Genomic DNA, 22,214 nt, shown 5'->3' on the forward strand with positions numbered 1-22,214 from the left:
TAAAGTATAAGAAAAAATTGAAACGGCAAACCTACGTCAACTTATCGGTGAAAAAAGCGAAAAATAAATTTGAAAAGGTAAATGGACATGGATTTTGCTCACCTATCCAGCTCAGAATCGCTAATTTTTTACGCTTTGTTTGAATATCGTTAGATAAAAGCAGCGTTTTAGGGAAATCTGTTTTTATTAAGAAGAGTGGGCGTGGTGGAGCGATTAAATAGCATTATTGATTAGCACAATCAATTGGTAGTGTTGAACTGCAGCATTTAATTACATTATTAATAGGCGTAGATAAATAACCAATACGATTACCCATCTACGCTCTAAGAAAAAAACTCACTAAAAAATACGGCCTACGAAAAAAGCCTGTTAGCTATTGAGTAAGGCTTGGGCAGTGGTTTCATTGGTAATGAGTGAATTGATAAGTTTAGATCGCAACGCGCCTAAAATAGCGTCTTTCTTATTCATACCTGCCGCAATACCCACAACTGGCTTATCAGACGCTAGGGTTAATTTGCTACTGGTTACTCTTCGATTTACTTCGCAATCCACAATAGCGCCTTCACGATTGTAAACCCATCCGATGACCTCTCCAGTGGCCCCCATAGACGACAAGCTTTGCGTTTCGTTATCGTTAATGAAGCCATCAACATGCAGTGGCGATGTGTTGCCTAAATTACCAATGCCTACAAAAGTAATGTCTGCTTGTCGAGCCAGTTTGTGAATTCGCGCAATGTGAGCTTGTTGATGCAGTTGCTCGCGTTCAATTTCAGAACCCGCAATAACAGGCAGTGGCATGGGGTAATGTTGGGCCTTTACTCTATCGGCAATGTGTACTGCAACATCATAGCGGGTGGCTTCACCATTGTTGGCAATATTCCCTACCAAAGACACAATTTTGTGCTGCGGGCAGTTCATTAATGCTAGTTCGTCAGCACACGCGCGTAAAACGCGGCCAGTACCAAATGCAATTGTTTGTGGTGAGTCAGATTTAAGCGAGCGCTCTATGGCACTGGCTCCTGCTTGCCCCAAGCCTAAGGTAGAGTTTTCGTCGCCAACCACAGAGGGCACGACTTCACAAAATTGCAAACCGAAGCGCTGTTGAATAGTTTCAGCTAACTCCATGCAACGGGCAATAGGGTGCTCGAGTCGCACCTTCACGAGCCCTTCAGACATGGCCAGCGCCACTAAGCGCTGGGCACTTTGTCGAGAAGTATTTAAACGTTTCGCAATTTCGTCTTGTGTCTTACCGCCTACATAATAAAGCCAGCCAGCACGAGCGGCTTCGTCGAGACGTTGATTTTCTAGTTGTTGTTTTTTACTCATTTATTCTTGTTCCATCAATCAGATACCAACTTAGGGTAGGCTTGTATAAAGTTATCCCAATGGGAAATGGTTGTCGTGTGGTTTGTTGGCATATCCTTTAAATGACTCCCCCCCGTGTAATGAATAACCTGCATGTTTGCGGCAATACCAGCCTCAATGCCCGCAGGGGAGTCTTCAATAACAATACATTGTTTAGGCGCAACACCCATTTTTTCAGCCGCGTATAAAAAAAGATCGGGGGCTGGCTTCCCATTTTTTACTAAAGAGCGTGTAAATATATTGCCAGTGAAATACTGGCTTAAACCAGTACAAGATAAGGCGTACTCTGTGCGCTCGGGCGAACTGCTAGTAGCAAGACAATAGGGAACCGTTAGCCTAGATAGTAGGCTTTCAATGCCCAGCGTAGGCATCAAATTTTTAGCAAAGCTTCGCTTCAGCAAAATATGAAATTCATCTTTAATTTGAGTGGTGACAGTCAGGCCAAAATCATGATGAATTTGTTGTTCAACATGTTGCATACTTTTGCCAAGAAATTTGCTGATAAAATATTCCGCGTTAATCGACACTCCATAAGTCTCAAGTAAGCGCTGCCAGCTTTGCATCGACAACATTTCACTATCAATTAACACGCCATCACAGTCGAAAATGACAAGGCTGCTTTCAATTGTCATGTAATTCCTTAATGCATTCCAGATACGCATGTACTCCATTAAGAAGCAATTTTACGTACAAGCCCGAGAATAAACCAATTCAAGTTTACCTAATTAAGCTATTTAGCTCTATGAGTAAAATGAAGGGAAAGCCCTTTGGGTTAACACGCTACAACTGGGGGAAAAAACGCCTCTTCAGGCTATTCTTCATCATTTCTCACCATTTTGTCAGTAGAATACTTCCATTGAGGTAAATGACGAAAGAGTATTAAACAGGCTGCCAGGCCGTATCACTTCAAAATACTTATTTTACTTACGCATAACATATCGTGCCCTTACCGAGTTTTTAAGTCAACAAGCCCCCTATAGGCACAGTAATAACAGTTAAATTCAAACAAAAATGAACCTACAAGTAATAACATTTATTGGATACAAATTAACTTGTTAACCGAATTATAACGTTAGGCTTGTTAATTCCGTTTACATTTAAACATCGATATGTAAGTATTGCCCGTGAGAAATAACTCACAGCTGTGGCAAATGCCCATTTGGGTTAACGGTTACTGAGCCAAACCTAAAAATTTCCAATTATGTTTTGGGTGAAGGCGTCGTTTTATGAGTGTTAACGTACTGATAATAATATTCATAACAAGTGTAGTTTTGGTAGCTAGCAGTAAAATGCACTTTGGACATACCAAAGCGGTGAATAAAGTAGCGAGATAGAAAATGAAAACAGATTCAAGCAATGGCGACATTGCACAGATAGGTGACGAGCAACTCCCAGTTGCAAAACACCAATTGAAGGGCTGGAAGCACTTCATGGGACTTTATGCTGGTGAGCACGTTGCAGCCACCGAGTTTGTGTTTGGTGCTACCTTTGTTGCCTTAGGCGCAACCATGACCGACATTCTGTTTGGTTTACTTATCGGTAATATATTAGCGGTACTTAGTTGGACGCTAATCACTACGCCCATCGCCGTAGATACACGCCTAAGTTTATATACTTACTTGCATAAAATTGCGGGTGATTCGATGACCAAGCTCTATAACTGGGCCAACGTCATCATATTTACCGTTATATCTGCCGCAATGATAACCGTATCTGCTACGGCGGTCAGGTTCGCATTGAATATTCCCGCCCAACTTGATTGGTATCCAACGAACCTGGCGTTTGTAGGTGTTGTTGCAGCGGTTGGCGTCATCGTGGTGTTTGTCGCCATGTACGGCTTCAATGCGGTGTCTGATTTTTCTCGTATTTGCGCACCTTGGTTATTCACTATGTTTGTGTGTGGTCCATTAGTGCTAATGCCAGCATTGGCTGATGCAGTAATTGGTCAAACATTCTTAACAAGTTGGGCTGACTTCATGCACATAGGATCTGTGTCGGTATGGACTGGTTTAACCCCCTCTGGTGAACAGGGTATTGGCTTACTCGAAGTTATTGGCTTCTCTTGGGCAGCAAATACAATCACCCATTTTGGTTTGATTGATATGGCTATGCTTCGTTTTGCTAAACGTAAAGTTTACGGCCTTACTACTTCTGCTGGTATGCTTTTCGGTCACTATGTGGCATGGATTTCTGCAGGTATTATGGGGGCAGGTACTGCTATTATCGTCCAAAAATCTATTACAGAATTAGACCCAGGTGATGTCGCCTTCCACGCATTAGGTCTATCAGGGTTGGTCATTGTTATTGTTGCTGGTTGGACAACCGCGAATGCTAACTTGTACCGCGCGGGCTTAGCAGCTCAAGCTATTTTTAAAGATAAATCTCGAATTAAAACCACCGCCACAGTAGGCATGGTTACCGTTGTTATCGCGTGTTTCCCATTCGTATTTACTAAACTGCTTCCCTTATTAACCTATGCTGGATTATTAGTAGTTCCTGTTGGCGGTATTGTATTCGCTGAACACGTCATCTTCCCGCGTATTGGTTACACTCGTTATTGGGCACATTTCCAAAACTTAACCCACTACCGGCGAATTTATTGCACAAAATCCTGACGTTCAGCACGATTTAGCCAATCCAGAATCGCCAAAATTAGTGTTTGGCTATTTAACGGCAGCACTTAAAAAGCGTAAAGAAATGGGCATCGCACCTTTTACGGTGATGTCGTGCGATAACATTCAACATAATGGTGATGTACTCAAAGCCATGTTGTTGTCTTATGTTCGTCTTGCGGATACCGATTTTGCTAATTGGGTTGAGGAAAACGTAAGCTTTCCTAATTCAATGGTCGATCGCATTACTCCCGCAACGACTGATGAAGACAAAGCGGCATTAGTTGAATCAGGTATTGAAGACAGCTGGCCTGTAGTATGCGAACCGTTCGATCAATGGATTATTGCTGATAAATTTTGCAATGAACGCCCAGCGTTTGAAGATGTTGGTGCACAGTTTGTAGACAATGTGGCACCTTATGAAAAATTGAAGCTAAGAATGCTAAACGCGGGTCACTCTGTGTTGGGGTTAACGGGTTCACTTGCCGGGCTTGATACAATTCATGAAAGTGTAGCCCAAACGGAACTTCGTTCTCTGCTAGCAACCTTCATGGTAGATGAAGTAATGCCAACCCTAGATCCGGTTGCAGGTATTGATGTTCACGATTACAAAAATATTTTACTAGCACGATTTGCAAATCCGTACATTAAAGATTCACTGTCCAGAATTTGTTTGGAAAGCTCAGCAAAAATTCCTGTGTTTTTGTTACCTACCATTCGTGAGAACTTAGCAAATGGTGGAAAAGTTGATATTAGTGCCCTAATACTTGCAGCGTGGAGTTTCTATTCAGATAAACGCACGTCGCAAAAAGGTACGCCGCTCGTTATTCAAGATCAACTTGCTGATGAATTGCACAATGCTGCTTCACGTTACCAAGATGATGCTTTGTCTTTCTTGAAAGTGACCAGTGTTTTCGGTGATTTAAGCGATGAGGCAGGCTTCACGCCTGTATATCAAGGTTACTTGAGCCGAATTTATAGCGGTGAGTCTATTTTAGAAATAGCTAAATCGCTAACAAGTGCACCAAACGAGCCAGCTCTCGTCTAGTAGATACAAAGAAAAGAGGCGACCTTGTGGTCGCCTCTTTAAGTGCAGATTACTCTGCAACCATGTTGAATCTTTTCACATGGTATGTGAATTTTTTATTTGTAAACGTCCGCTCAGGGCTGCTTATAATCTTCCGCTCAGGGCTGCTTATAATCTTCCGCTCAAGACTGTGGCAATTTCGTTACCTTCCAAACCATTCTCAGCAACCCATGCTTGCAACGTCTTACCGTCTGTTTCTGGTGCTGATAAATCACTCTTTGGCATCTTTTTAACTAGCAGTGAACCTGCTTCTACAGCGTTGCTCAGCATTGCTGTACGTATCAGGCTGTTGCCGCTACAGCTAACACCCGAATAATAATCTTTTAGTTTAAGGCGATAATCTGATTCTACAGAACGCATTTTCTTGCGTAGCTCACCTTTATCATCTGCTTGTACGATAGTACAAATGTTTGCTAATGCTTCGTTTACGTTGGCTTGCGCCATGCCAGATACACCCAGAGTTGCTGCGATAACTAGCGAAGTTTTAACGATTTTCAACATGGTCAATTCCTCGGTTTAATTTAAAAGTATGTTCGTTCGTTGGGTTCTATTAAACGCAAAATTTTTGAGGTTAGAAAGCCTTGGTCTAATACTAAGGTATACAGTTTAATATCTAAGTGGCGTTGAAAGGGTAAGCGCAAAAAAAGGCACACCACTAAGAAGAGGTGTGCCTTAGGGAATAACGAGTAAACGTTAATGGCTTTTAAAGTGGCTCGACACTTCCATAATCTGCTCACGCATCCACATATGGGCGTAATCGTGATCTGCACTTACGTGCCAATATAAGAAGTACTCTACGGTAGGTAGATCGAAAGGTAATTCATAAATGGCTAAGTCGTAGTGTTTAGCTAGATGAAATGGCAAACAAGCTATAAGGTCGGTTTTCACAATTGTACTGGGCACAGTTAAAAAGTGTTGGCTTCGCATAACTTCTTTACGGCGTTTACCCATTCTATCTAGTGCTACATCAATAGGGCCGGCACCTGATTTACGTTGCGACACATTAATGTGACCTAAGCGTAAAAAGGTGTCTAAATCTAAACCGTTCTTTAACGCAGGGTGGTTCTTTCGTGCTAAAACCACAAATCTGTCTTGCGCTATTTTTTCTTTGCATAAATGCGGATCGCTAAATGTGGACGCATCGGCGAAGAAATCTAAGGTACCGCTGGCCATCGCAGATACAATCTGACTACGAGGAATTTCGTAATTAGTTAGGCTAATATTGGGCGCTAGGTTTTGTAACCGCGAAACCAGCCTTGGCATTATGCTAACTTCTAGCAAATCTCTGCTAGCAAAGTTAAATGCCTTTTCTGCAGTTAAAGGGTCAAACGTATGACTCTCTTGCACGCTTTTTCTTAACAAGGCTAAGGCTTGTCTCGCAGGTACAATAATATTCTGTGCAACAGGGGTGGGTGTCATGCTATGACCGGTTCTTACGAACAATGGGTCGTTCAGCATTTCCCGTAAACGAGCCAGTGAATTACTCACCGCAGGTTGTGTAATACACAATACATCAGCTGCTTTTGTTAGGCTTCCCGCAGTATATATGGCGTCGAATACGGCGAAGAGGTTTAAATCAATTCTATTAAGATTCATTGCGCAATCCTTGTCTGGCGAGTGCCAGTATGAAAATACCAAAAAGTAACTGGCGAATTCTTTGGTTAATATTATTTTTACCTTATTGTAACAAGGTTATTTATAAATACCTATTATTAAAAGTTAATTGAAATATTCAATACATCAATAGTACTGTTCGTCTTAAATTAACTACCATTGGTCAAAAAATATGAAAACACTCATCGACTTAGAGGTTGGGGAAACCCTTGAACAAGCTGAATGGCTCACCATTTCGCAAGATATGATTAATCAGTTTGCTGAAGCTACGGGTGACTATCAATGGATACACCTTGATACTGAACGGTGTAACAAAGAGAGCCCATTTAGAACTACTATTGCGCATGGCTTTCTCACCGCGTCGGTTATGCCTAAGGCCTTTGAAGGTGTACTTGCTGCATCTGACGAAATTGCATCAACCATTAACTATGGTATCGATTCATTACGTTTTTTGGAGCCCGTGAAATCAGGCGATGCAATCAAATATCACTTCAAATTGGTAGAAGTCGTCAACAAACCTGCTGGTAAACTATTTAAAATGGAATCAAGCTGCGAGCTGGCCTCGTCAGGCAAACCAGCACTGGTGGGGACTTTTCTTATGTTGGCAGTAATGCAACCTAGCGAGTAATAAATTCGCTGTGAGTACACTATATTTTTACTGTGTACTCTACTGGCTAGGAGGCTCGCCCGCGTTGTTGGGGATGTTGGTAGTTTGAACATCAATACGCGGGCTCTCTTGTTCGGTATTAATGGCGCGTATTGGATAGGGAATAATAATACCTTCTGCGGCATATCGCTTATGTAATGCCTTTATGAATGCTGATTTTATAAAGAAGCGATGGAAGTACTCTTTTGCTCTCAACATCACCGTGAAATTGATGCTGGAATTATCAAAGGTGTGGTACACCACGAAGGTATCGTAATCATCAATTCCCCATTCATGGGAAACCAATATTTCTTTGGCTACCTCAAGGGTGACTTTCTCTACGTGCTCAAGATCAGAGTTATAATGTACACCTACATCAACCGGTACTGATAACTCTTTACTCGGGTAGAAATAATTAATTATCTTAGATTCAGCTAATACACTATTTGGTACAATAATAGTGTTGTTGGGTAACATTTTTATCCACGTGGAGCGCCAACCAATACGCTCTACAAAACCTTGCTCTTTACTCTCTAATTCAATGAAGTCGCCTACTCTAATAGGCTTGTCCATAACCAGTTGTACCCCTGAAAAGAAGTTCTCTAGAGTGGGTTGAAGGGCAAGCGCAACGGCAAGCGATGTGATACCTAACGACGCGATAATAGGGGTAATTGAAATGCCTAACGTACCCAACATTATTAATATACCAATACCTACGATAAGGCCTTTCACTATGCCTTTAATAATGCCCGTGCTACTTCTAAGTGAATCTGAGCGCTGTGTTTGATTGGCAAGTAACCCAACAGCAAAACGATTTAAGAAAAGAATAGCGGCAGTGATCAGTAATATTTTAGACGCAAGGGAAATTGAGCTCGCATAGGACGCGTTTACAATACCGTACTTGTCGAACAGCCAGTTTAAAATCCAAATATCGATGACGAAAATAAGGATGGTGAGGGGCAGGTTTAAAGAGTGTGCCAGTAACGAGTCGTAGAAATGTGAGGTGCGATCGGTAAGCAACAAAAACTTTCGTAGAAAGATGCGCTTAATTAAGAACATAAAAAGGTTCGCAATTATCACAGTAAAGGTGATAACTAATTCAGGCACTAACAGTAAGCCTGCAAAGTCAACTTCTGGCATGGCTATCCCTTGACCAATAACATACAAATACGCGACGAAGTCATTCACACTAAGACCGATTTGAAATCAATGCGTGAATATACACACTTACATGCAGCAAATAACGTTCCAGCCAAGTTTACTCAATTGAATCTAGAGAGTAATTAAGAGTATCGGGGTTTATTATTATCCGCAAAGTCGTTGATTGTTATTACTATAGGCCTTTCAACACGGGTAGTCGCGGCATGTTTGTGATTTTACTTAAAAGGAGTGTCAGTGTTAGGCCGCGAAGAAGTAAGCTGGGAAGTTGTTTGATTCAACGCCAAACAAATGCACTAAGTTAGTGCAAATCGGTTTTTCTTTTATTCTTATATTTTCATCTTCAAATCGTTAAAAAGACATACCAATTGCAAGACCGGCAACCACAGCGCTTTCATGGTTTCTATGATAGTCATAGTGCAGTTGCGGCGAGACCGTAATACCAGATATCTCGAACTCATATAAAAACCTAATCGTGCAACTTCCATTTTATGGCTACCGTGAAATTCTACCCCGGGGCCAATCTGGGCGATAAAGCGGTTAGTAATGTGGAGGTCCGCAACCAGTAAATACGTGTAGGCGTCTAAATCTTCAAATGCATATTCGGCAACGAAGCCAAGCCCCAAGAAATCGCTAATACGATATTCATAGTCAATACCTAGGGTAAACGCATTACCGCACTCTTCTGTATACGTTGTGCCTACAAGGGCGGAAAGATGATGAGGTGACGTTTGCCAATGATGAGCATTTCCTTTTGCAGCAACAGTAGGGGCAAATGCCAAGGCTGTAATCAATCCTGTAGCTATTTGTAATCGCATGGTGTGCTCACTACTCTTTATGGTGTATTCCTAGAAAAACGTTTCTAACACTCCCTAAATCGTAGGTAAGATATTAAAAGCTTACCAATGAACTTTAGTTGAAATGCACATAAAACAGATAAATTAGTCATTCCACTTCTATTACTTAAATAGGTAAACTCTAGGCAAGGGATGCTTACAAGAAGGGCAACTGAAAGCTCATCTAGAGGCAATAACAAATTAATAGTAAGGAGCGCTGCGATGAATAACGAAGAAGAAACGACTAAGTTCCTGGAGGCTTGTACTACTCAGCTTGTTAGTTTGTACAACGCAAGTAAAGAAGGAAAAAACGTAGATGCAGATAAATACCGGGTGCAAGGGTTTATGCATGCAGGCGAGCTTCTTGGGGTAATAAGCAAAGGCGAAGGGCAGGCGCTTATCGCTGACTTACACTTACAGGTTTTTGGAGAAACCATTGACGAAAGAGCAAAAAGAAAGAGTAAACTGGAAGCGTTAAAGGCGTCAGATCCAGATGCCTATATTGAAATTCCAGCGATAGAAAGACGTTAACTGGCATTAAGCATTTGTATTGTAAGCCACGACTATAGGCGTCTACAGCGTGGCCTAAATACAATATTCGTGTGAAGTTAATTAGATGCGTCTTCAGCACCTTCTTCAATCGCTTCACCAGCGCTTTGAATGTCTTCTCCCGCACCTTCTACCGTTGCACAGCCATTCATACCTACTACAGCAGATGAAAACAACAGGGCAGTAAAACTACCTCTAAGTAATTTCGATGTTAAAAATGACGACAAAACTGACTTTTTCATGGCATATCTCCTGGTTTAATAATCAATGTTACTTTGATGCTTTACTCATCACTTGCTTCGCCATCCGCATCTGGTTGATCGCCAGAACTGCGAGTTGGACTAGATTCGGTTTCTAATGTGGCCTCTTGCTTTTCAAGCATATTGTTAAGGTTATCGCTTCCCTTGGAATTAAAATCCAATGTACGAATAGGGAAGGGAATTAAGATATCGTTTTCTTCCAATACACGTTTAACAGTGCATATCGCTTCATGGCGTACCACCATAAAGCCGGGGTCGCCTGGGTATCGTATCCAAAACCAAAGCAATAGATTAATACTAGAATCACCAAATGACGCTGCGTAAACCGCCGTTTCGTCTTTCTTTATTACATAGCCTTTTTCATTCATAGCGTCGGTAATGACTTCGGCGGCTTTTTCAATGTCATCGGCATAGGAAATGCCAACAGGAACCTCAATACGTCTAATACCTTCCACTGAGTAATTAGTTAAGATATTTCTAAAGAGAATTTTATTGGGAATGATTTCACGTTGCCCGTAAAAGGTAGATACCAAGGTGTTTCGCAGGTTAATTTCCTCTACCGTGCCGAAAACCCCCTCAGCTTTAACCACATCACCGATTTCGAATGGTTTACGAATACCCATCGCAATTCCCGCAATAAGGTTTTCCGTCATATCTTGAAAAGCAAAGCCGATGGCCAAACCCACAATACCCGCACCGGCAAGTAACGAAGTAACCGTTCCCTTAAGGCCAACAAAATCCAGCGCAATGAAAATACCGAAGACAACAATGAGCGACTTAATAATAGAGGTAAGTAATTTGGCGATTTGTCGAGACTCGAATGCTCTTCGCATTACCTTTCCGACAATATTTCCGACTACTTTTGCCAGTATTCCGAAAACAATAGCGATTAATATTGCTACTACAAAGTTGGGTAAGTGCTTAATTCCGCTCTCGATCCAACCCTCAAGCTTCTGGTTTATCAGTTGGTAAAAGTCATCAATATTCGGAAAATCCATAGAACTCTTTCATTTAGCAAACAATATGCAGTGTCTATTCAAGATTTATTCCGTCATAGTTTTTCTTTAACTTTATGTTTTGTAAACGAAAATTAAATCGGTTTTTTTGGCGGTGAAAAATTGATAAGCAAAAAATACAAGAGTGGGAAATAACTACGCAATAACTAAATGAATTTTATAGGTGTTAGACAAAAGTTCATGTGGTCTGACCATGTGTAAAATTAATGTAAATATATTATTCACAATAAATTTACAAACTATGTGATGACGCTTAACATCAATATTGCAGGTCAAAGATTGTTCATTGACCTTTCACAATAACAATGAGAAATCGTCCAGCCTGTTGCTAGCGGAAAGTGTGGGTTTTACCGGTAGTGATGCGCCCAGATTTGGAATCACACTATGAAATTTAAAACGCGTAAGACTGCAGTAGCTGCCTTAGTCAGTTCTGCCTTATTTTGTTCTCCTTTTTTAGCGTATGCGCAAGATGCTAACGAAGAAGTTGAAGCTGAATCTAAAAGTAAAAAAGATGTAGAGTTAATTCTCGTTACAGGGAGCTTTGTTCGTCGCAGTGAGAACTTTGAGTCACCTTCACCATTAGCGGTAGTAGACAGCGTTGCTATCGATTCAATAGGTGCTAAAAACATAGCGGATATCACGCAAACATTAACGATTAATACTGGCGCAGAGAACAACCCTGATGCCTTTACACAAAACGCCACAGCCGGCACCTCAAACATTAACTTACGTGGGTTAGGTGTTGCATCTACCTTAGTATTGTTAAACAACAAACGCCAAGTGGTAACCGCTCAACCTACTAACGAAGGGTTAAATTTCGTAGATACAAGTTCACTTGTACCTATGATTGCCATTGATAGAATGGAAGTCGTAAAAGACGGTGCATCGGCCTTATACGGTTCAGATGCGGTTGCAGGGGTGGTTAACTTCATTACCAAACGTAATTATGATGGTGCGATGGTCAGCGTAGATTATCAAGACGGCGCCCATGGTGATAACAAAGAATATATATTTCAAGGTTTATGGGGAGCAACAGGCGACAATGGTAGCGTACTAGCAGCCATAAGCTACACGAACCGTTCACCGTTATTTTTAAGTGACCGACGCTTAAGCCGCCCCGAAGACGACACCAGTGCGTTAGGTAACCCTGCCTCCTACTTTGTTACTATTCCAGGCGCTGGGGCGTTACCTATCATAGACCCATACGGGTGTGAGGAGTTTGGTGGTGCACCTAACTTACTTGCCCCTAGTGGCACAATTCCTGGACTAGAAGTTGGATTTTGCGGCTTCGATTTTGGTAAGTTCTATTCTTATGTTGCCGATGAAAGTCGAATTAATTCTTATGTAAGAGCAGACTATGAGTTTGCTAATGACATTACATGGACAGCTGAGCTTAGTATGGCGCGTAACCGCGCTGAACGTGGCGGGGCGCCAAGTTTCCCCATTTTAACATCACCGATTGTTCCTGATTACCACCCTCAAAATCCATTTGGTCAGTCTGTTGCCTTCTTTGGCCGTGCTGAAGGAAATGGCTTCGATGGCGATCCGGCAAACACAGAATCAGACACTTTTAGATTCAGCACCAACCTACAAGGTGTGACTGACAGCGGCTTCTGGGAGGTGAGTTATACCCGTGCAGTGAATGATTTCTTATTCAAAGTACCTGATGTGCTAAACACTGAGTTCCAGCTTGCCCTATATGGTTTAGGTGGCTCGGCATGTGATCCTATTGCAGGAACACCAGGCGAAGGAAATTGTGAATTTTTCAATCCTTTTGCTACTTCTTATTCGTCAGCACCTAACTCTGATTATGTGGTTGATTCGTTCACCGGCACAGAAATCATAGATTCAAAAGCTGATCTTGAAGTGTTCGAAGCATTTACTTCATTCGATATCTTTGAAATGAGTAGTGGGTTTGCTGCGTTAGCAGTAGGTGTGCAATATCGCGAAGAGCAGTTAAGCCAAGATTATGATGATTTGGCTAACCAAGACAGCTTCACCTTCGTTATAGGTAATCCAGATATTGATGGAAGCCAAGACGTATGGGCTGCCTTTGGTGAACTTGCTTTACCATTAAGTGAAGATTTAGATATGCAACTCGCCGTTCGATATGAAGACTACGGCGGTAGCATTGGTAGCACAGTAGATCCTAAGCTTGCGGTTTCGTATCGTGCAACTGATGAATTCTCGCTACGGGGATCGATATCTACGTCGTTTAGAGCGCCTACCGTGTTCTTAGCACAAGGTGGGGCTACGTCACTACAACAACTTATTGACCCAGTACAAGGTGTTACGGCGTTTGTTGCGGTGAGGACTTCAGGTAACGAAGATCTTAAACCAGAAGAATCTACTGCATATAATATTGGTTTTTCATACGAGCCTTTCAGAGATTTCTCTATTGAGCTTGATTACTGGAACTTTGAGTTCAAAGATTTAATCATTCAGGAAAATGCGCAAGCAGTATTAAATCTTGACCCTACCGATACCGACCGCATTATTCGTGCTGGCGACCCGTTAAATGGCCCTGTGTTACAAGTTAACAACACTTACGTGAATGCAAGTGAGATGGAAACGTCGGGTATCGATTTTGTGACTAGTTACAAGATTGACACTGAGTTTGGTAGTTTCACGCCGTCTTTAAACGGTACCTACACCATGAAATATGACCTGATGGATCCGCAAGCGGGTAATATTGACGGGGCAGGGCGCAGAAACTTCAACAATATCGGGGTTTCTTCACCTGAACTTAGAATGAACTTCGGTCTTGCGTGGAAAAACGACATTCACGCGGCTAACTTATTTGTTCGTTACATTTCTTCGTACGATGATGACCAAAACTGCGCAGATGGCACTACAAACTTAGGTGCCTGTACAAATGGTTTATACGAAGTAGATAGCCATGTCACAGTAGATGCTCAGTACAACATCGACTTAGGTTCGCTATTTGAAACGGAACAAAGTTATGTTGTCACTGTAGGCGGATTGAACTTATTTGATGAAGATCCTCCTCAGTTGTTTACCAATAGTGGTTTTGATTCAAAAGTGCATGACCCCCGTGGGCGTCAAATTTATGCACGGTTAGCGGTAGAGTTTTAACACTCAACCTTTTTAGCCTGAATAAACCCAGCGGCCTATGCTGAGTGCTCATGACAATGCGCATTCGCTTAGGCCGCTTTTTTATGTAAAGAATTCTCGCCAATATTTGTATTTTTACTTCATCACTTTCTTATCTAAAAAGCTGAATTCATAACGCGTATTGTTTACATTGTTTACTTATAAAAAAGGAGGCTTAAATGAGTACGCTATTAACCCGTGAACAAATTCAAGACAACCTTGAAACTTTAAATGAAGGTTTAGAGGAAAACGAACGGTGGGCATTAAGCGATAATGCTATTGAAAAGACATTTACCTTTAAAAGTTTCATTCGTGCATTTGGTTGGATGTCACAAATTGCTATTTGGGCAGAGAAATTAAAGCATCATCCAGAATGGTTTAATGTTTATAACCGGGTTGAAGTGAAATTAACTACTCATGATGTGGGTGGTTTAAGCGAATTAGATTTTAAACTGGCAACAAAAATGGAAAGCTTTAAACCCTAAACGTTTAAGTTTTGACCTTAAATTGTTTGGCGATTAAACATAACGATTAATAATGAAGCGAACAGTCAGAAAAGTGAAATAATTAAGTAATAAGTCCTTGTGTTACAAAAGTGCGTATGTATAATACGCCCCACGTTGAAGGGAGACATCAAACACCTCAAACCAACAACGTTATTTTCTGGCGCGGGATGGAGCAGTCTGGTAGCTCGTCGGGCTCATAACCCGAAGGTCGTAGGTTCAAATCCTGCTCCCGCAACCACAGAAAATTAAACGATTTAAATACTGAGTTGTCTAAGTATAGAGACAAGCAGTAGTTCAAAAGAACAGACGCGGGATGGAGCAGTCTGGTAGCTCGTCGGGCTCATAACCCGAAGGTCGTAGGTTCAAATCCTGCTCCCGCAACCACATTATAACCCTGGCTTATGCCGGGGTTTTTTGTTTCTAAAGCACAGCTTCTTGATTTTCATTTCTCAATTACTTCACTTCATTATATGTCTTCACGCTAACCCCCTGTTTTGTTGTCAATACAGACCATCCTAAATTTCTCAGTAAAGCCTTTGCATGCACCAAAGGTGGTAGCTTTCGCTTAATTGCCAAAGCTCATATATAAGCCCGGCTCTTAAGCGGGATTGCCGGCACACGCTTGGCCAATTTAATTTACAGCGCATATTTAATTAGTGAACGTAAAATGGTAAAAGTAACCCTAATAATAGAAAAAGAAGAAATATACCCTTGGTATATTTGATAATTCTTAAATTTCCTTCGCTTCGAAATGCGCGCTTTTGGGTAGTATGATTCAAGAATATTTTACGATAGGGCAAGAGGTCACCTTGCTCGATGGAAGTTATGACTTTGGCTTAGTAGCACTATCGTTAACGATTGCTATTTTTGCGTCATTTATGGCATTTAACGTCGCCACTCAGGCCGCCGTTTCTACTAATAAATTCAGAAAATACACCTTACTCAGTGCGGGTAGTATCGCCATGGGGGGCGGGATATGGGCCATGCACTTTTTGGGTATGCTCGCCTTTGAGTTGTGCACCGCCGTTTCCTATGACGTAGGGATAACCTTAGCGTCTGCATTACCGGGCATAGCCGCGGCTTGGGTAGCGCTTTACCTCATGACAAAGCCTACCATTTCATTCACCGAAATATTAACTGGCGGCGTGCTTGTGGGGTCAGGCATCGGCACCATGCACTACAGCGGTATGGCGGCTATGGAAATGTCGCCTTTACTTCGCTACAGCCCTTCATTATTTATACTCTCAATTGTTGTCGCAGTTTGCCTCGCGATGCTGGCCCTATGGATCAAATTTGGCCTAAGTGCTGTGGGGATAAAAAAGTCGAGCTTGGGAAGGGATGCTTTAATTGCAAGTATTGTAATGGGCCTTGCCATAGCAGGTATGCATTACACGGGAATGTTAGCAGCCAGATTTGTTATGCCGCCAGGGATGGAGTTTACTTCACAGCCTTCTGAAATATCAATTTATCTAGCACTTTCAATTGCAATGGTTACGGTTACGCTCATTGCATTAGTGCTGGGTATTACCTTGTTGTTTAAGTACAAAGATGTCAGTTCACGTGCTATCGAGAGCGAACGAATTCAGCGGGCTATTACGGATATTGCGGTAGATGCCATTATTACAGTAGACAGTACCGGCATTATTAAAACAGCTAACCCGGCAGTCACTGCGGTGACAGGATATTCACCGGAGGAGCTTATTGGTCAACAAGGAAAAATACTGGCGCCAGATGACAAAAAATCAATTTACAGCAGCGATTTCTTTGAACAAAAATCAGTACCGACTGAGCAAATAATTGGAACCAGCCGAGAGGTGGTCATTGTTGGTAAAGGTGGGGAATATATCCCTGTTCGGGTTGGGATTGGGTATACCAAGGTAGATGGTAATGCCTTATTCGTTGGTTTTTTCTCTGACTTAAGAAAACGCAAAGCAATGGAAGATGCGCTGCGTGAAAGTGAAGCTAAGTTCAGGAGTTTTATTTCTAATATCCCAGGTATGGCTTATCGTTGTTTGAATGAGCCTAATTGGCCCATGGAGTTTATCAGCCAAGCAGTAAGCGAGATAACGGGATATGCCGCAGATGATTTTATTTTGCCACACCCTAAAATTACGTTTGGTTCCCTTTGTCACCCCGATGATGTGGCGCGCGTAGAAGCAGAAGTGGCTGCCCATAAAGCATTCAGTATTGAGTACCGTATTATTAATAAAGCGGGTGATATTCGGTGGGTGACCGAACATGGTGTTCATATCCTTGATGAGCAAGGCAACACTATTTATTTAGATGGCTTTATTTCTGATATTACCGCCCGAAGGGAAATGGAAGAAGAACTTAAAGCGGCAAAAGAAAGAGCAGAGCAGGCTGCCGCTGCTCGCACAAACTTTCTTGCCAATATGAGCCATGAAATAAGAACGCCAATGAATGCCATTATTGGTTTCAGTGATTTAATGCTTGCAGAAAAAATGCCGCCAGAACAGCACGGTCACCTTACCACGGTAAATCGCTCTGCACGTTCACTGCTGCACCTGTTAAACGATATTCTTGATAGCGCTAAGTTAGATAAAGGCAAACTCGATTTAGATTATCGCGACTTCATAATTCGCGAAGAAGTCGATACCGTGATTTCTACATTTTGGCTTGAAGCCAAGCGCAAGAGAATTTCATTAGAAGTACAAGTGGGGAGCGAAGTTCGCGAGGCCTACAATGGTGTTCCAGAGCGTATTAGGCAGGTGCTTAATAACTTAATTGGTAATGCTGTTAAATTCACTGGCGATGGCAGTGTGGTGTTAGAAGTATCCAGTGACAGCTCTTTTGTCTACTTTAAAGTAAAAGACTCGGGTATTGGCATGAATAGCGAGCAGGTCAATCGTGTATTCGACGCATTCGCCCAAGCTGACGCGTCAATGAGTAGAAAGTATGGCGGCACAGGTTTAGGCACAACTATCTCTAAACAGCTTGTTGAATTGATGGGCGGAAACATTTGTGCGCAAAGCGAGCTTGGCGTTGGTAGTACTTTTACCTTCCGCTTACCGCTTGTGCCAGCAAAAGCCCCTATGGCAATGGAAGAAGGCAAACCTGTCCAATTGCCACCAATGCATATTCTTATCGTGGATGATATCGCTCAAAATATTGATTTGTTGTCTTTGTTATTATCGCGTTCTGGGCATACCGTCGAAGTAGCGCGCGATGGCCAAGAAGCACTGGAAAAAATGAATATCCCCGGTATTGAATTGGTGTTGATGGATTTGCAAATGCCGGTATTAGATGGCCTAGAAGCATCAATACTAAGACGAAAATATGAGGTTGAGCATGGCCTACCTCCGATGCCAATTATCGCGTTAACAGCCAGTGTGTTAGTTCAGGATAGACATGCCGCAACCGATGCGGGAATGGATGGCTTTGCGAATAAGTCTATTGATTACCCCGTACTTACTCGAGAGATGGCACGGGTGCTGGGCAAAGAAATTGATGAATCAGCCACATTAGTTGTTAATAATGATAAATCAGAAAAACCTAAATTAAGTAAAGTGGTAGACGTAAATCGAGCAATTATGCTTTGGGGTGACGCACAAACCCATCGCAACGAAGTGGCGCGATTTACCCGTGAAAACGAAGCCAAAATTGCGCAAATAAGTACAGCAATTCTCGATAACGATGCAGCAAAAACAGCATCGCTGGCTCACGGCATTAAAGGCGTTGCCGGAAACCTATGTTTAAACCCTCTGATGTCAGTTTGCCGAGATATTGAGAAAAATGCACATGCTGGTGAATTAGATATTTCAACAGTACAAATACTTAAAAAATCATTCAATGAAGTGATTACATGGCTTCAAGGCACTCACGAGACCAAAACGGTGCACGTTAAGCAAGATGTTAACTACACTGTGTTGTTAGAGCACCTAACTAAACTGAAACAGAGTGTTGAGCAGAACATGCTTGATGAAGATGAATTACAAGAAGTTAAAGCGCTTGCTGGTGGTGAATACAAAGACACCATAGCCTCCATTATTATGGATATTGATGATTTTGAGTTCGAACGTGCCGAAGCGCAGCTCGTCGAGCTTATTGATACGTTGGCCACAGAGACTGAAACGCAATAATGCTTAGAACTATTGAAAAGCCTACCTTGTTACTGGTTGATGATGAGCCAGTAAATTTAAGAGTCTTAAAGCAACTGTTAGCTGCAGACTACCAACTCATTTTTGCCAAGAACGGTGAAGAGGCGATTAAATTAACCTCGCAGCGTCAACCTCAACTTATTTTGCTAGATATTATGATGCCAGGACTTACAGGCTTCGAGGTATTTAGAATATTAAAAGGTCAAGACGATACACGTCATATTCCAGTTATATTCGTTACTGCGTTAAATGATGAGCACGATGAAGCAGAGGGTTTTGAGGTTGGGGCAGTTGATTATATTACTAAACCCATTTCACCACCGGTGGTAAAAGCCAGAGTTAAAACCCATTTGTCGTTAGTGCAGTCTGATGAACTTATGCGTACTCGATTGCAAGTGGTACAGCGCTTAGGCCGTGCAGCTGAATATAAAGACAACGAAACCGGCATGCACGTATTACGCATGAGTCATTACTCAAAAGAATTGGCACTCGCTTACGGGTTTAGTGATGAACAAGCTGAAATATTACTGCACGCAGCGCCTATGCACGATATAGGTAAAATTGGTATTTCCGATAGTATCATGTTGAAGCCGGGTAAATTGACAGACGAAGAGTTTGCAATAATGAAGACCCACCCTGAAATTGGTGCTGAAATTTTAGGGGAATGCGATTCTGCATTGTTGGTGGTAGCCAAGTCGGTATCACTGACTCATCATGAAAAATGGGATGGTAGTGGCTACCCGAACGGACTAGCAGGTGAAGATATTCCTATTGAGGGAAGAATTTGTGCCGTGGCAGATGTATTCGATGCGCTTACCAGCAAACGGCCTTATAAAGAGCCATGGAGCGTAGACAAAACATTAGCCTTTATGGAAAGTCAGAAGGGCAAGCATTTCGATCCGGCGCTAATTGATTTGCTGATGGCAAAATTACCGCAGATATTAGAAATAAAAGAAAAGTGGAAAGACGAAGACTAGACAAAGACTAATAGAGTCTGTGCTATAAATCATGGGCTACTAACTAATAGTCGAGTGTTGTTGCTTAATGTGACGTCAATCAGTATAATGCGCTTATTAAGTGATGGTAGCGGGCTCCCTCAGTGTTTAGGAAAGTAACGCTTCCATTCTCAGCAAACTATCACCTACCGGTGTTTTTTACCCATGTGTTTGCATTTGTCTTTTTGACAAATTTGGGTTCAGAATTTTAATAAAAGCCCCGCTAGTCCGGGGCTTTTTGTTGTATTAGACCCTGGAGTCAGCCTAGCTGAGCTAGGTGATGACAGGTGGGCTTAAGGCCCTTTTTTCGTTTTTGGAGGTTTGCATTGGCAAAACTTGAAGAGAAACTAACCGAAATGCTTAACCCAGGTGTAGAAGCTTTGGGGTTTGAATTGGTTGGGATCGAATTTGTACGAGCGGGGAAACATTCAATTCTTCGCGTTTTTATTGATCATGAAAACGGTATCTCCGTAGATAATTGTGCAGATGTAAGTCATCAAGTGAGTGCGATATTGGATGTTGAAGACCCAATTAGCACAGAGTACAACCTAGAAGTATCTTCACCAGGTATGGATAGACCGCTTTTCAAAGAAAAGCATTATGTTGATTCTGTAGGTGAAGTTGTTCAGGTTCGTTTATCTATGCCGATGGACGACAGACGTAACTTTATAGGCAAAGTATTGGCTTGCGACAATGGCGTAGTCAGTATTGAAGTGGATGGCCAGCAGTTCCAGTTAGCTGTGGCGAATATCGAAAAAGGTAACGTTGTTCCCACATTCGAATAACGGAACAGCAATGCTTTCATCGACGAAAGCTTGAGTGAGGCTAAAATGAATAAAGAAATTTTGTTAGTGGCGGAAGCCGTTTCAAATGAAAAACAAGTGCCTAGAGAGAAGATTTTTGAAGCGCTGGAATTTGCAATAGCCAGTGCCACCAAAAAGAAAAATGAAGGCGATATTGAAGTACGAGTAAGTATCGACAGAACCTCTGGCGACTTCGACACATTCCGTCGTTGGTTAATTATTCCTGATAATCAGGAACAAGAGAACCCGTTCGCAGAAATCACCCTTTCTGCTGCACAAGTAGAAGAGCCTGAGCTTCAATTAGGCGATTATGTGGAAGATCAGATTGAATCTATCAAATTTGACCGCATAACTACGCAGACCGCGAAACAAGTTATCGTACAAAAAGTACGTGAAGCTGAACGCGCGCAAATGATTGCAGAATACGAAGATAAAGTCGGCGAGTTGGTAACCGGTACGGTTAAGAAAGTAAACCGCGACAATATTATTATCGATTTAGGTAATAACGCCGAAGGTGTTATCTACCGTGACGATATGCTTCCTCGTGAAACGTTCAGACCAGGCGACCGTGTTCGCGGCTTACTATATGTAATTCGCCCTGAAGCACGTGGCGCTCAATTGTTTATCAGCCGTACTCACCCTGACATGCTTGTAGAGCTATTCAGACTTGAAGTACCGGAAATTGCTGAAGAAACACTAGAAATTAAAGCGGCGGCTCGTGATCCGGGTTCCCGTGCAAAAATTGCCGTTAAAACTAACGACAAACGCTTAGATCCAGTTGGTGCGTGTGTGGGTATGCGTGGTTCACGCGTACAAGCAGTATCGGGCGAATTGGGTGGTGAGCGTGTTGATATCGTATTGTGGGATGAAAACTCTGCACAGTTTGTTATTAACGCCATGGCCCCTGCAGAAGTTGCCTCTATTGTTGTGGACGAAGACAGTCACATGATGGATGTAGCAGTAGAAGCTGACAACCTTGCTCAGGCAATCGGTCGTAGCGGTCAAAACGTTCGCCTTGCTAGCCAGTTAACTGGTTGGGAACTGAACGTGATGACAGTAGAAGATCTGAACAAGAAACATGAAGAAGAAAACGCGAAGGTATTGAACATCTTTACCGCTGGCCTAGATGTAGACGAAGAGTTTGCTGCTATGTTAGTTGATGAAGGTTTCACCACCTTGGAAGAAGTGGCATACGTGCCAGCAAGCGAGCTTCTTGCCATCGACGGACTTGATGAAGATACCGTTGAAGAATTGCGTAATCGTGCACGTGCATTCCTTACGACCCGTGCATTAGCAAACGAAGAATCGCTTGAAGGCGCAGAGCCTACCGAAGCCTTACTAGGCCTTGAAGGAATGAGTAAGCACGTGGCCTATGTGTTGGCCAGCCGCGGCATTACCGACCTTGAAGAACTGGCCGAGCAAGGCACAGATGAAATTAGTGATATTGATGAACTAGACGAAGCTACTGCGGGTGCGCTGATTATGGCAGCACGTAATATCGTTTGGTTCAATGAAGAGTAAAGGTCAACAGGGGG

The 22,214-nt window shown here is 42.3% G+C and carries 17 protein-coding genes, 2 tRNA genes and 1 pseudogene; 12 read left to right on the forward strand and 8 right to left on the reverse strand.

Annotated elements, in window-relative coordinates:
* Positions 1-369: 369 nt before the first annotated feature.
* Complete coding sequence (locus C7Y69_RS11290) at positions 370-1,326, reverse strand: sugar-binding transcriptional regulator (RefSeq protein WP_013783795.1); 957 nt, start codon at positions 1,324-1,326, stop codon at positions 370-372.
* Positions 1,327-1,340: 14 nt separating this feature from the next.
* Complete coding sequence (locus C7Y69_RS11295; RefSeq protein ID WP_013783796.1) at positions 1,341-1,997, reverse strand: HAD family hydrolase; 657 nt, start codon at positions 1,995-1,997, stop codon at positions 1,341-1,343.
* A gap of 705 nt (positions 1,998-2,702) precedes the next feature.
* On the opposite strand from C7Y69_RS11295, the pseudogene C7Y69_RS11300 reads away from it, so the two are divergent.
* Positions 2,703-3,950 (forward strand): annotated as a pseudogene (locus tag C7Y69_RS11300) (purine-cytosine permease family protein); the annotation flags it as partial.
* A gap of 13 nt (positions 3,951-3,963) precedes the next feature.
* Positions 3,964-5,025, forward strand: coding sequence for a mannitol dehydrogenase family protein (locus C7Y69_RS11305; protein WP_126872767.1), 1,062 nt, complete (start codon positions 3,964-3,966; stop codon positions 5,023-5,025).
* Positions 5,026-5,172: 147 nt separating this feature from the next.
* On the opposite strand, the gene C7Y69_RS11310 is transcribed toward C7Y69_RS11305, so the two are convergent.
* A complete protein-coding gene (locus C7Y69_RS11310; protein WP_013783799.1) occupies positions 5,173-5,565 on the reverse strand; it encodes a DUF3718 domain-containing protein in 393 nt (130 codons plus the stop codon).
* A gap of 192 nt (positions 5,566-5,757) precedes the next feature.
* Positions 5,758-6,660, reverse strand: a complete 903-nt coding sequence (locus tag C7Y69_RS11315; protein WP_013783800.1) for a LysR family transcriptional regulator — start codon at positions 6,658-6,660, stop codon at positions 5,758-5,760.
* 190 nt (positions 6,661-6,850) lie between these two features.
* Here C7Y69_RS11315 and C7Y69_RS11320 point away from each other — a divergent pair, with 190 nt between their 5' ends.
* On the forward strand, positions 6,851-7,306 hold the full coding sequence (locus C7Y69_RS11320) for a MaoC family dehydratase (protein WP_013783801.1): 456 nt from the start codon (positions 6,851-6,853) through the stop codon (positions 7,304-7,306).
* A gap of 39 nt (positions 7,307-7,345) precedes the next feature.
* Here C7Y69_RS11320 and C7Y69_RS11325 read toward each other — a convergent pair whose 3' ends face one another.
* The gene (locus C7Y69_RS11325; RefSeq protein WP_197467658.1) at positions 7,346-8,464 is read right to left on the reverse strand and encodes a mechanosensitive ion channel family protein; all 1,119 of its coding nucleotides are present in this window, start codon (positions 8,462-8,464) and stop codon (positions 7,346-7,348) included.
* Positions 8,465-8,811: 347 nt separating this feature from the next.
* Entirely contained in the window at positions 8,812-9,300 is a 489-nt protein-coding gene (locus tag C7Y69_RS11330; protein WP_244360248.1) for a hypothetical protein, read from the reverse strand.
* Positions 9,301-9,540: 240 nt separating this feature from the next.
* Between C7Y69_RS11330 and C7Y69_RS11335 the strand changes: the two genes are divergently transcribed.
* A complete protein-coding gene (locus C7Y69_RS11335; protein ID WP_057791435.1) occupies positions 9,541-9,849 on the forward strand; it encodes a hypothetical protein in 309 nt (102 codons plus the stop codon).
* A 77-nt stretch (positions 9,850-9,926) separates the two neighbouring features.
* Here C7Y69_RS11335 and C7Y69_RS11340 read toward each other — a convergent pair whose 3' ends face one another.
* A complete protein-coding gene (locus C7Y69_RS11340; RefSeq protein WP_057791438.1) occupies positions 9,927-10,109 on the reverse strand; it encodes an entericidin A/B family lipoprotein in 183 nt (60 codons plus the stop codon).
* Between the two features lie 41 nt (positions 10,110-10,150).
* Positions 10,151-11,125, reverse strand: a complete 975-nt coding sequence (locus tag C7Y69_RS11345; protein ID WP_126872768.1) for a mechanosensitive ion channel family protein — start codon at positions 11,123-11,125, stop codon at positions 10,151-10,153.
* 402 nt (positions 11,126-11,527) lie between these two features.
* Between C7Y69_RS11345 and C7Y69_RS11350 the strand changes: the two genes are divergently transcribed.
* From C7Y69_RS11350 to nusA, 8 genes are all read left to right on the forward strand, one after another.
* The gene (locus C7Y69_RS11350) at positions 11,528-14,239 is read left to right on the forward strand and encodes a TonB-dependent receptor plug domain-containing protein (protein WP_126872769.1); all 2,712 of its coding nucleotides are present in this window, start codon (positions 11,528-11,530) and stop codon (positions 14,237-14,239) included.
* A gap of 197 nt (positions 14,240-14,436) precedes the next feature.
* Positions 14,437-14,742, forward strand: coding sequence for a 4a-hydroxytetrahydrobiopterin dehydratase (locus tag C7Y69_RS11355; RefSeq protein ID WP_013783808.1), 306 nt, complete (start codon positions 14,437-14,439; stop codon positions 14,740-14,742).
* Between the two features lie 182 nt (positions 14,743-14,924).
* Positions 14,925-15,001: transfer RNA gene (locus C7Y69_RS11360), tRNA-Met, on the forward strand.
* Between the two features lie 69 nt (positions 15,002-15,070).
* Positions 15,071-15,147 (forward strand) — tRNA-Met (locus C7Y69_RS11365).
* Positions 15,148-15,533: 386 nt separating this feature from the next.
* Positions 15,534-18,863 carry an MHYT domain-containing protein gene (locus tag C7Y69_RS11370; protein ID WP_126872770.1) on the forward strand — a complete coding sequence of 1,110 codons (3,330 nt, stop codon included), beginning with the start codon at positions 15,534-15,536 and terminating at the stop codon, positions 18,861-18,863.
* On the forward strand, positions 18,863-19,858 hold the full coding sequence (locus tag C7Y69_RS11375; RefSeq protein ID WP_126872771.1) for a two-component system response regulator: 996 nt from the start codon (positions 18,863-18,865) through the stop codon (positions 19,856-19,858). The genes C7Y69_RS11370 and C7Y69_RS11375 overlap by 1 nt, the downstream gene beginning before the upstream one ends.
* Positions 19,859-20,202: 344 nt before the next feature.
* Positions 20,203-20,661 carry a ribosome maturation factor RimP gene (rimP, locus tag C7Y69_RS11380; protein ID WP_126872772.1) on the forward strand — a complete coding sequence of 153 codons (459 nt, stop codon included), beginning with the start codon at positions 20,203-20,205 and terminating at the stop codon, positions 20,659-20,661.
* Positions 20,662-20,706: 45 nt separating this feature from the next.
* Positions 20,707-22,200: a transcription termination factor NusA gene (nusA, locus tag C7Y69_RS11385; RefSeq protein ID WP_126872773.1), complete on the forward strand. Its 1,494-nt coding sequence runs from the start codon at positions 20,707-20,709 to the stop codon at positions 22,198-22,200.
* The last annotated feature ends 14 nt before the right edge of the window (positions 22,201-22,214 follow it).

The sequence above is a fragment of the Alteromonas sp. KS69 genome, assembly GCF_003989595.1.
GTDB classification, from domain to species: Bacteria; Pseudomonadota; Gammaproteobacteria; order Enterobacterales; family Alteromonadaceae; genus Alteromonas; species Alteromonas naphthalenivorans.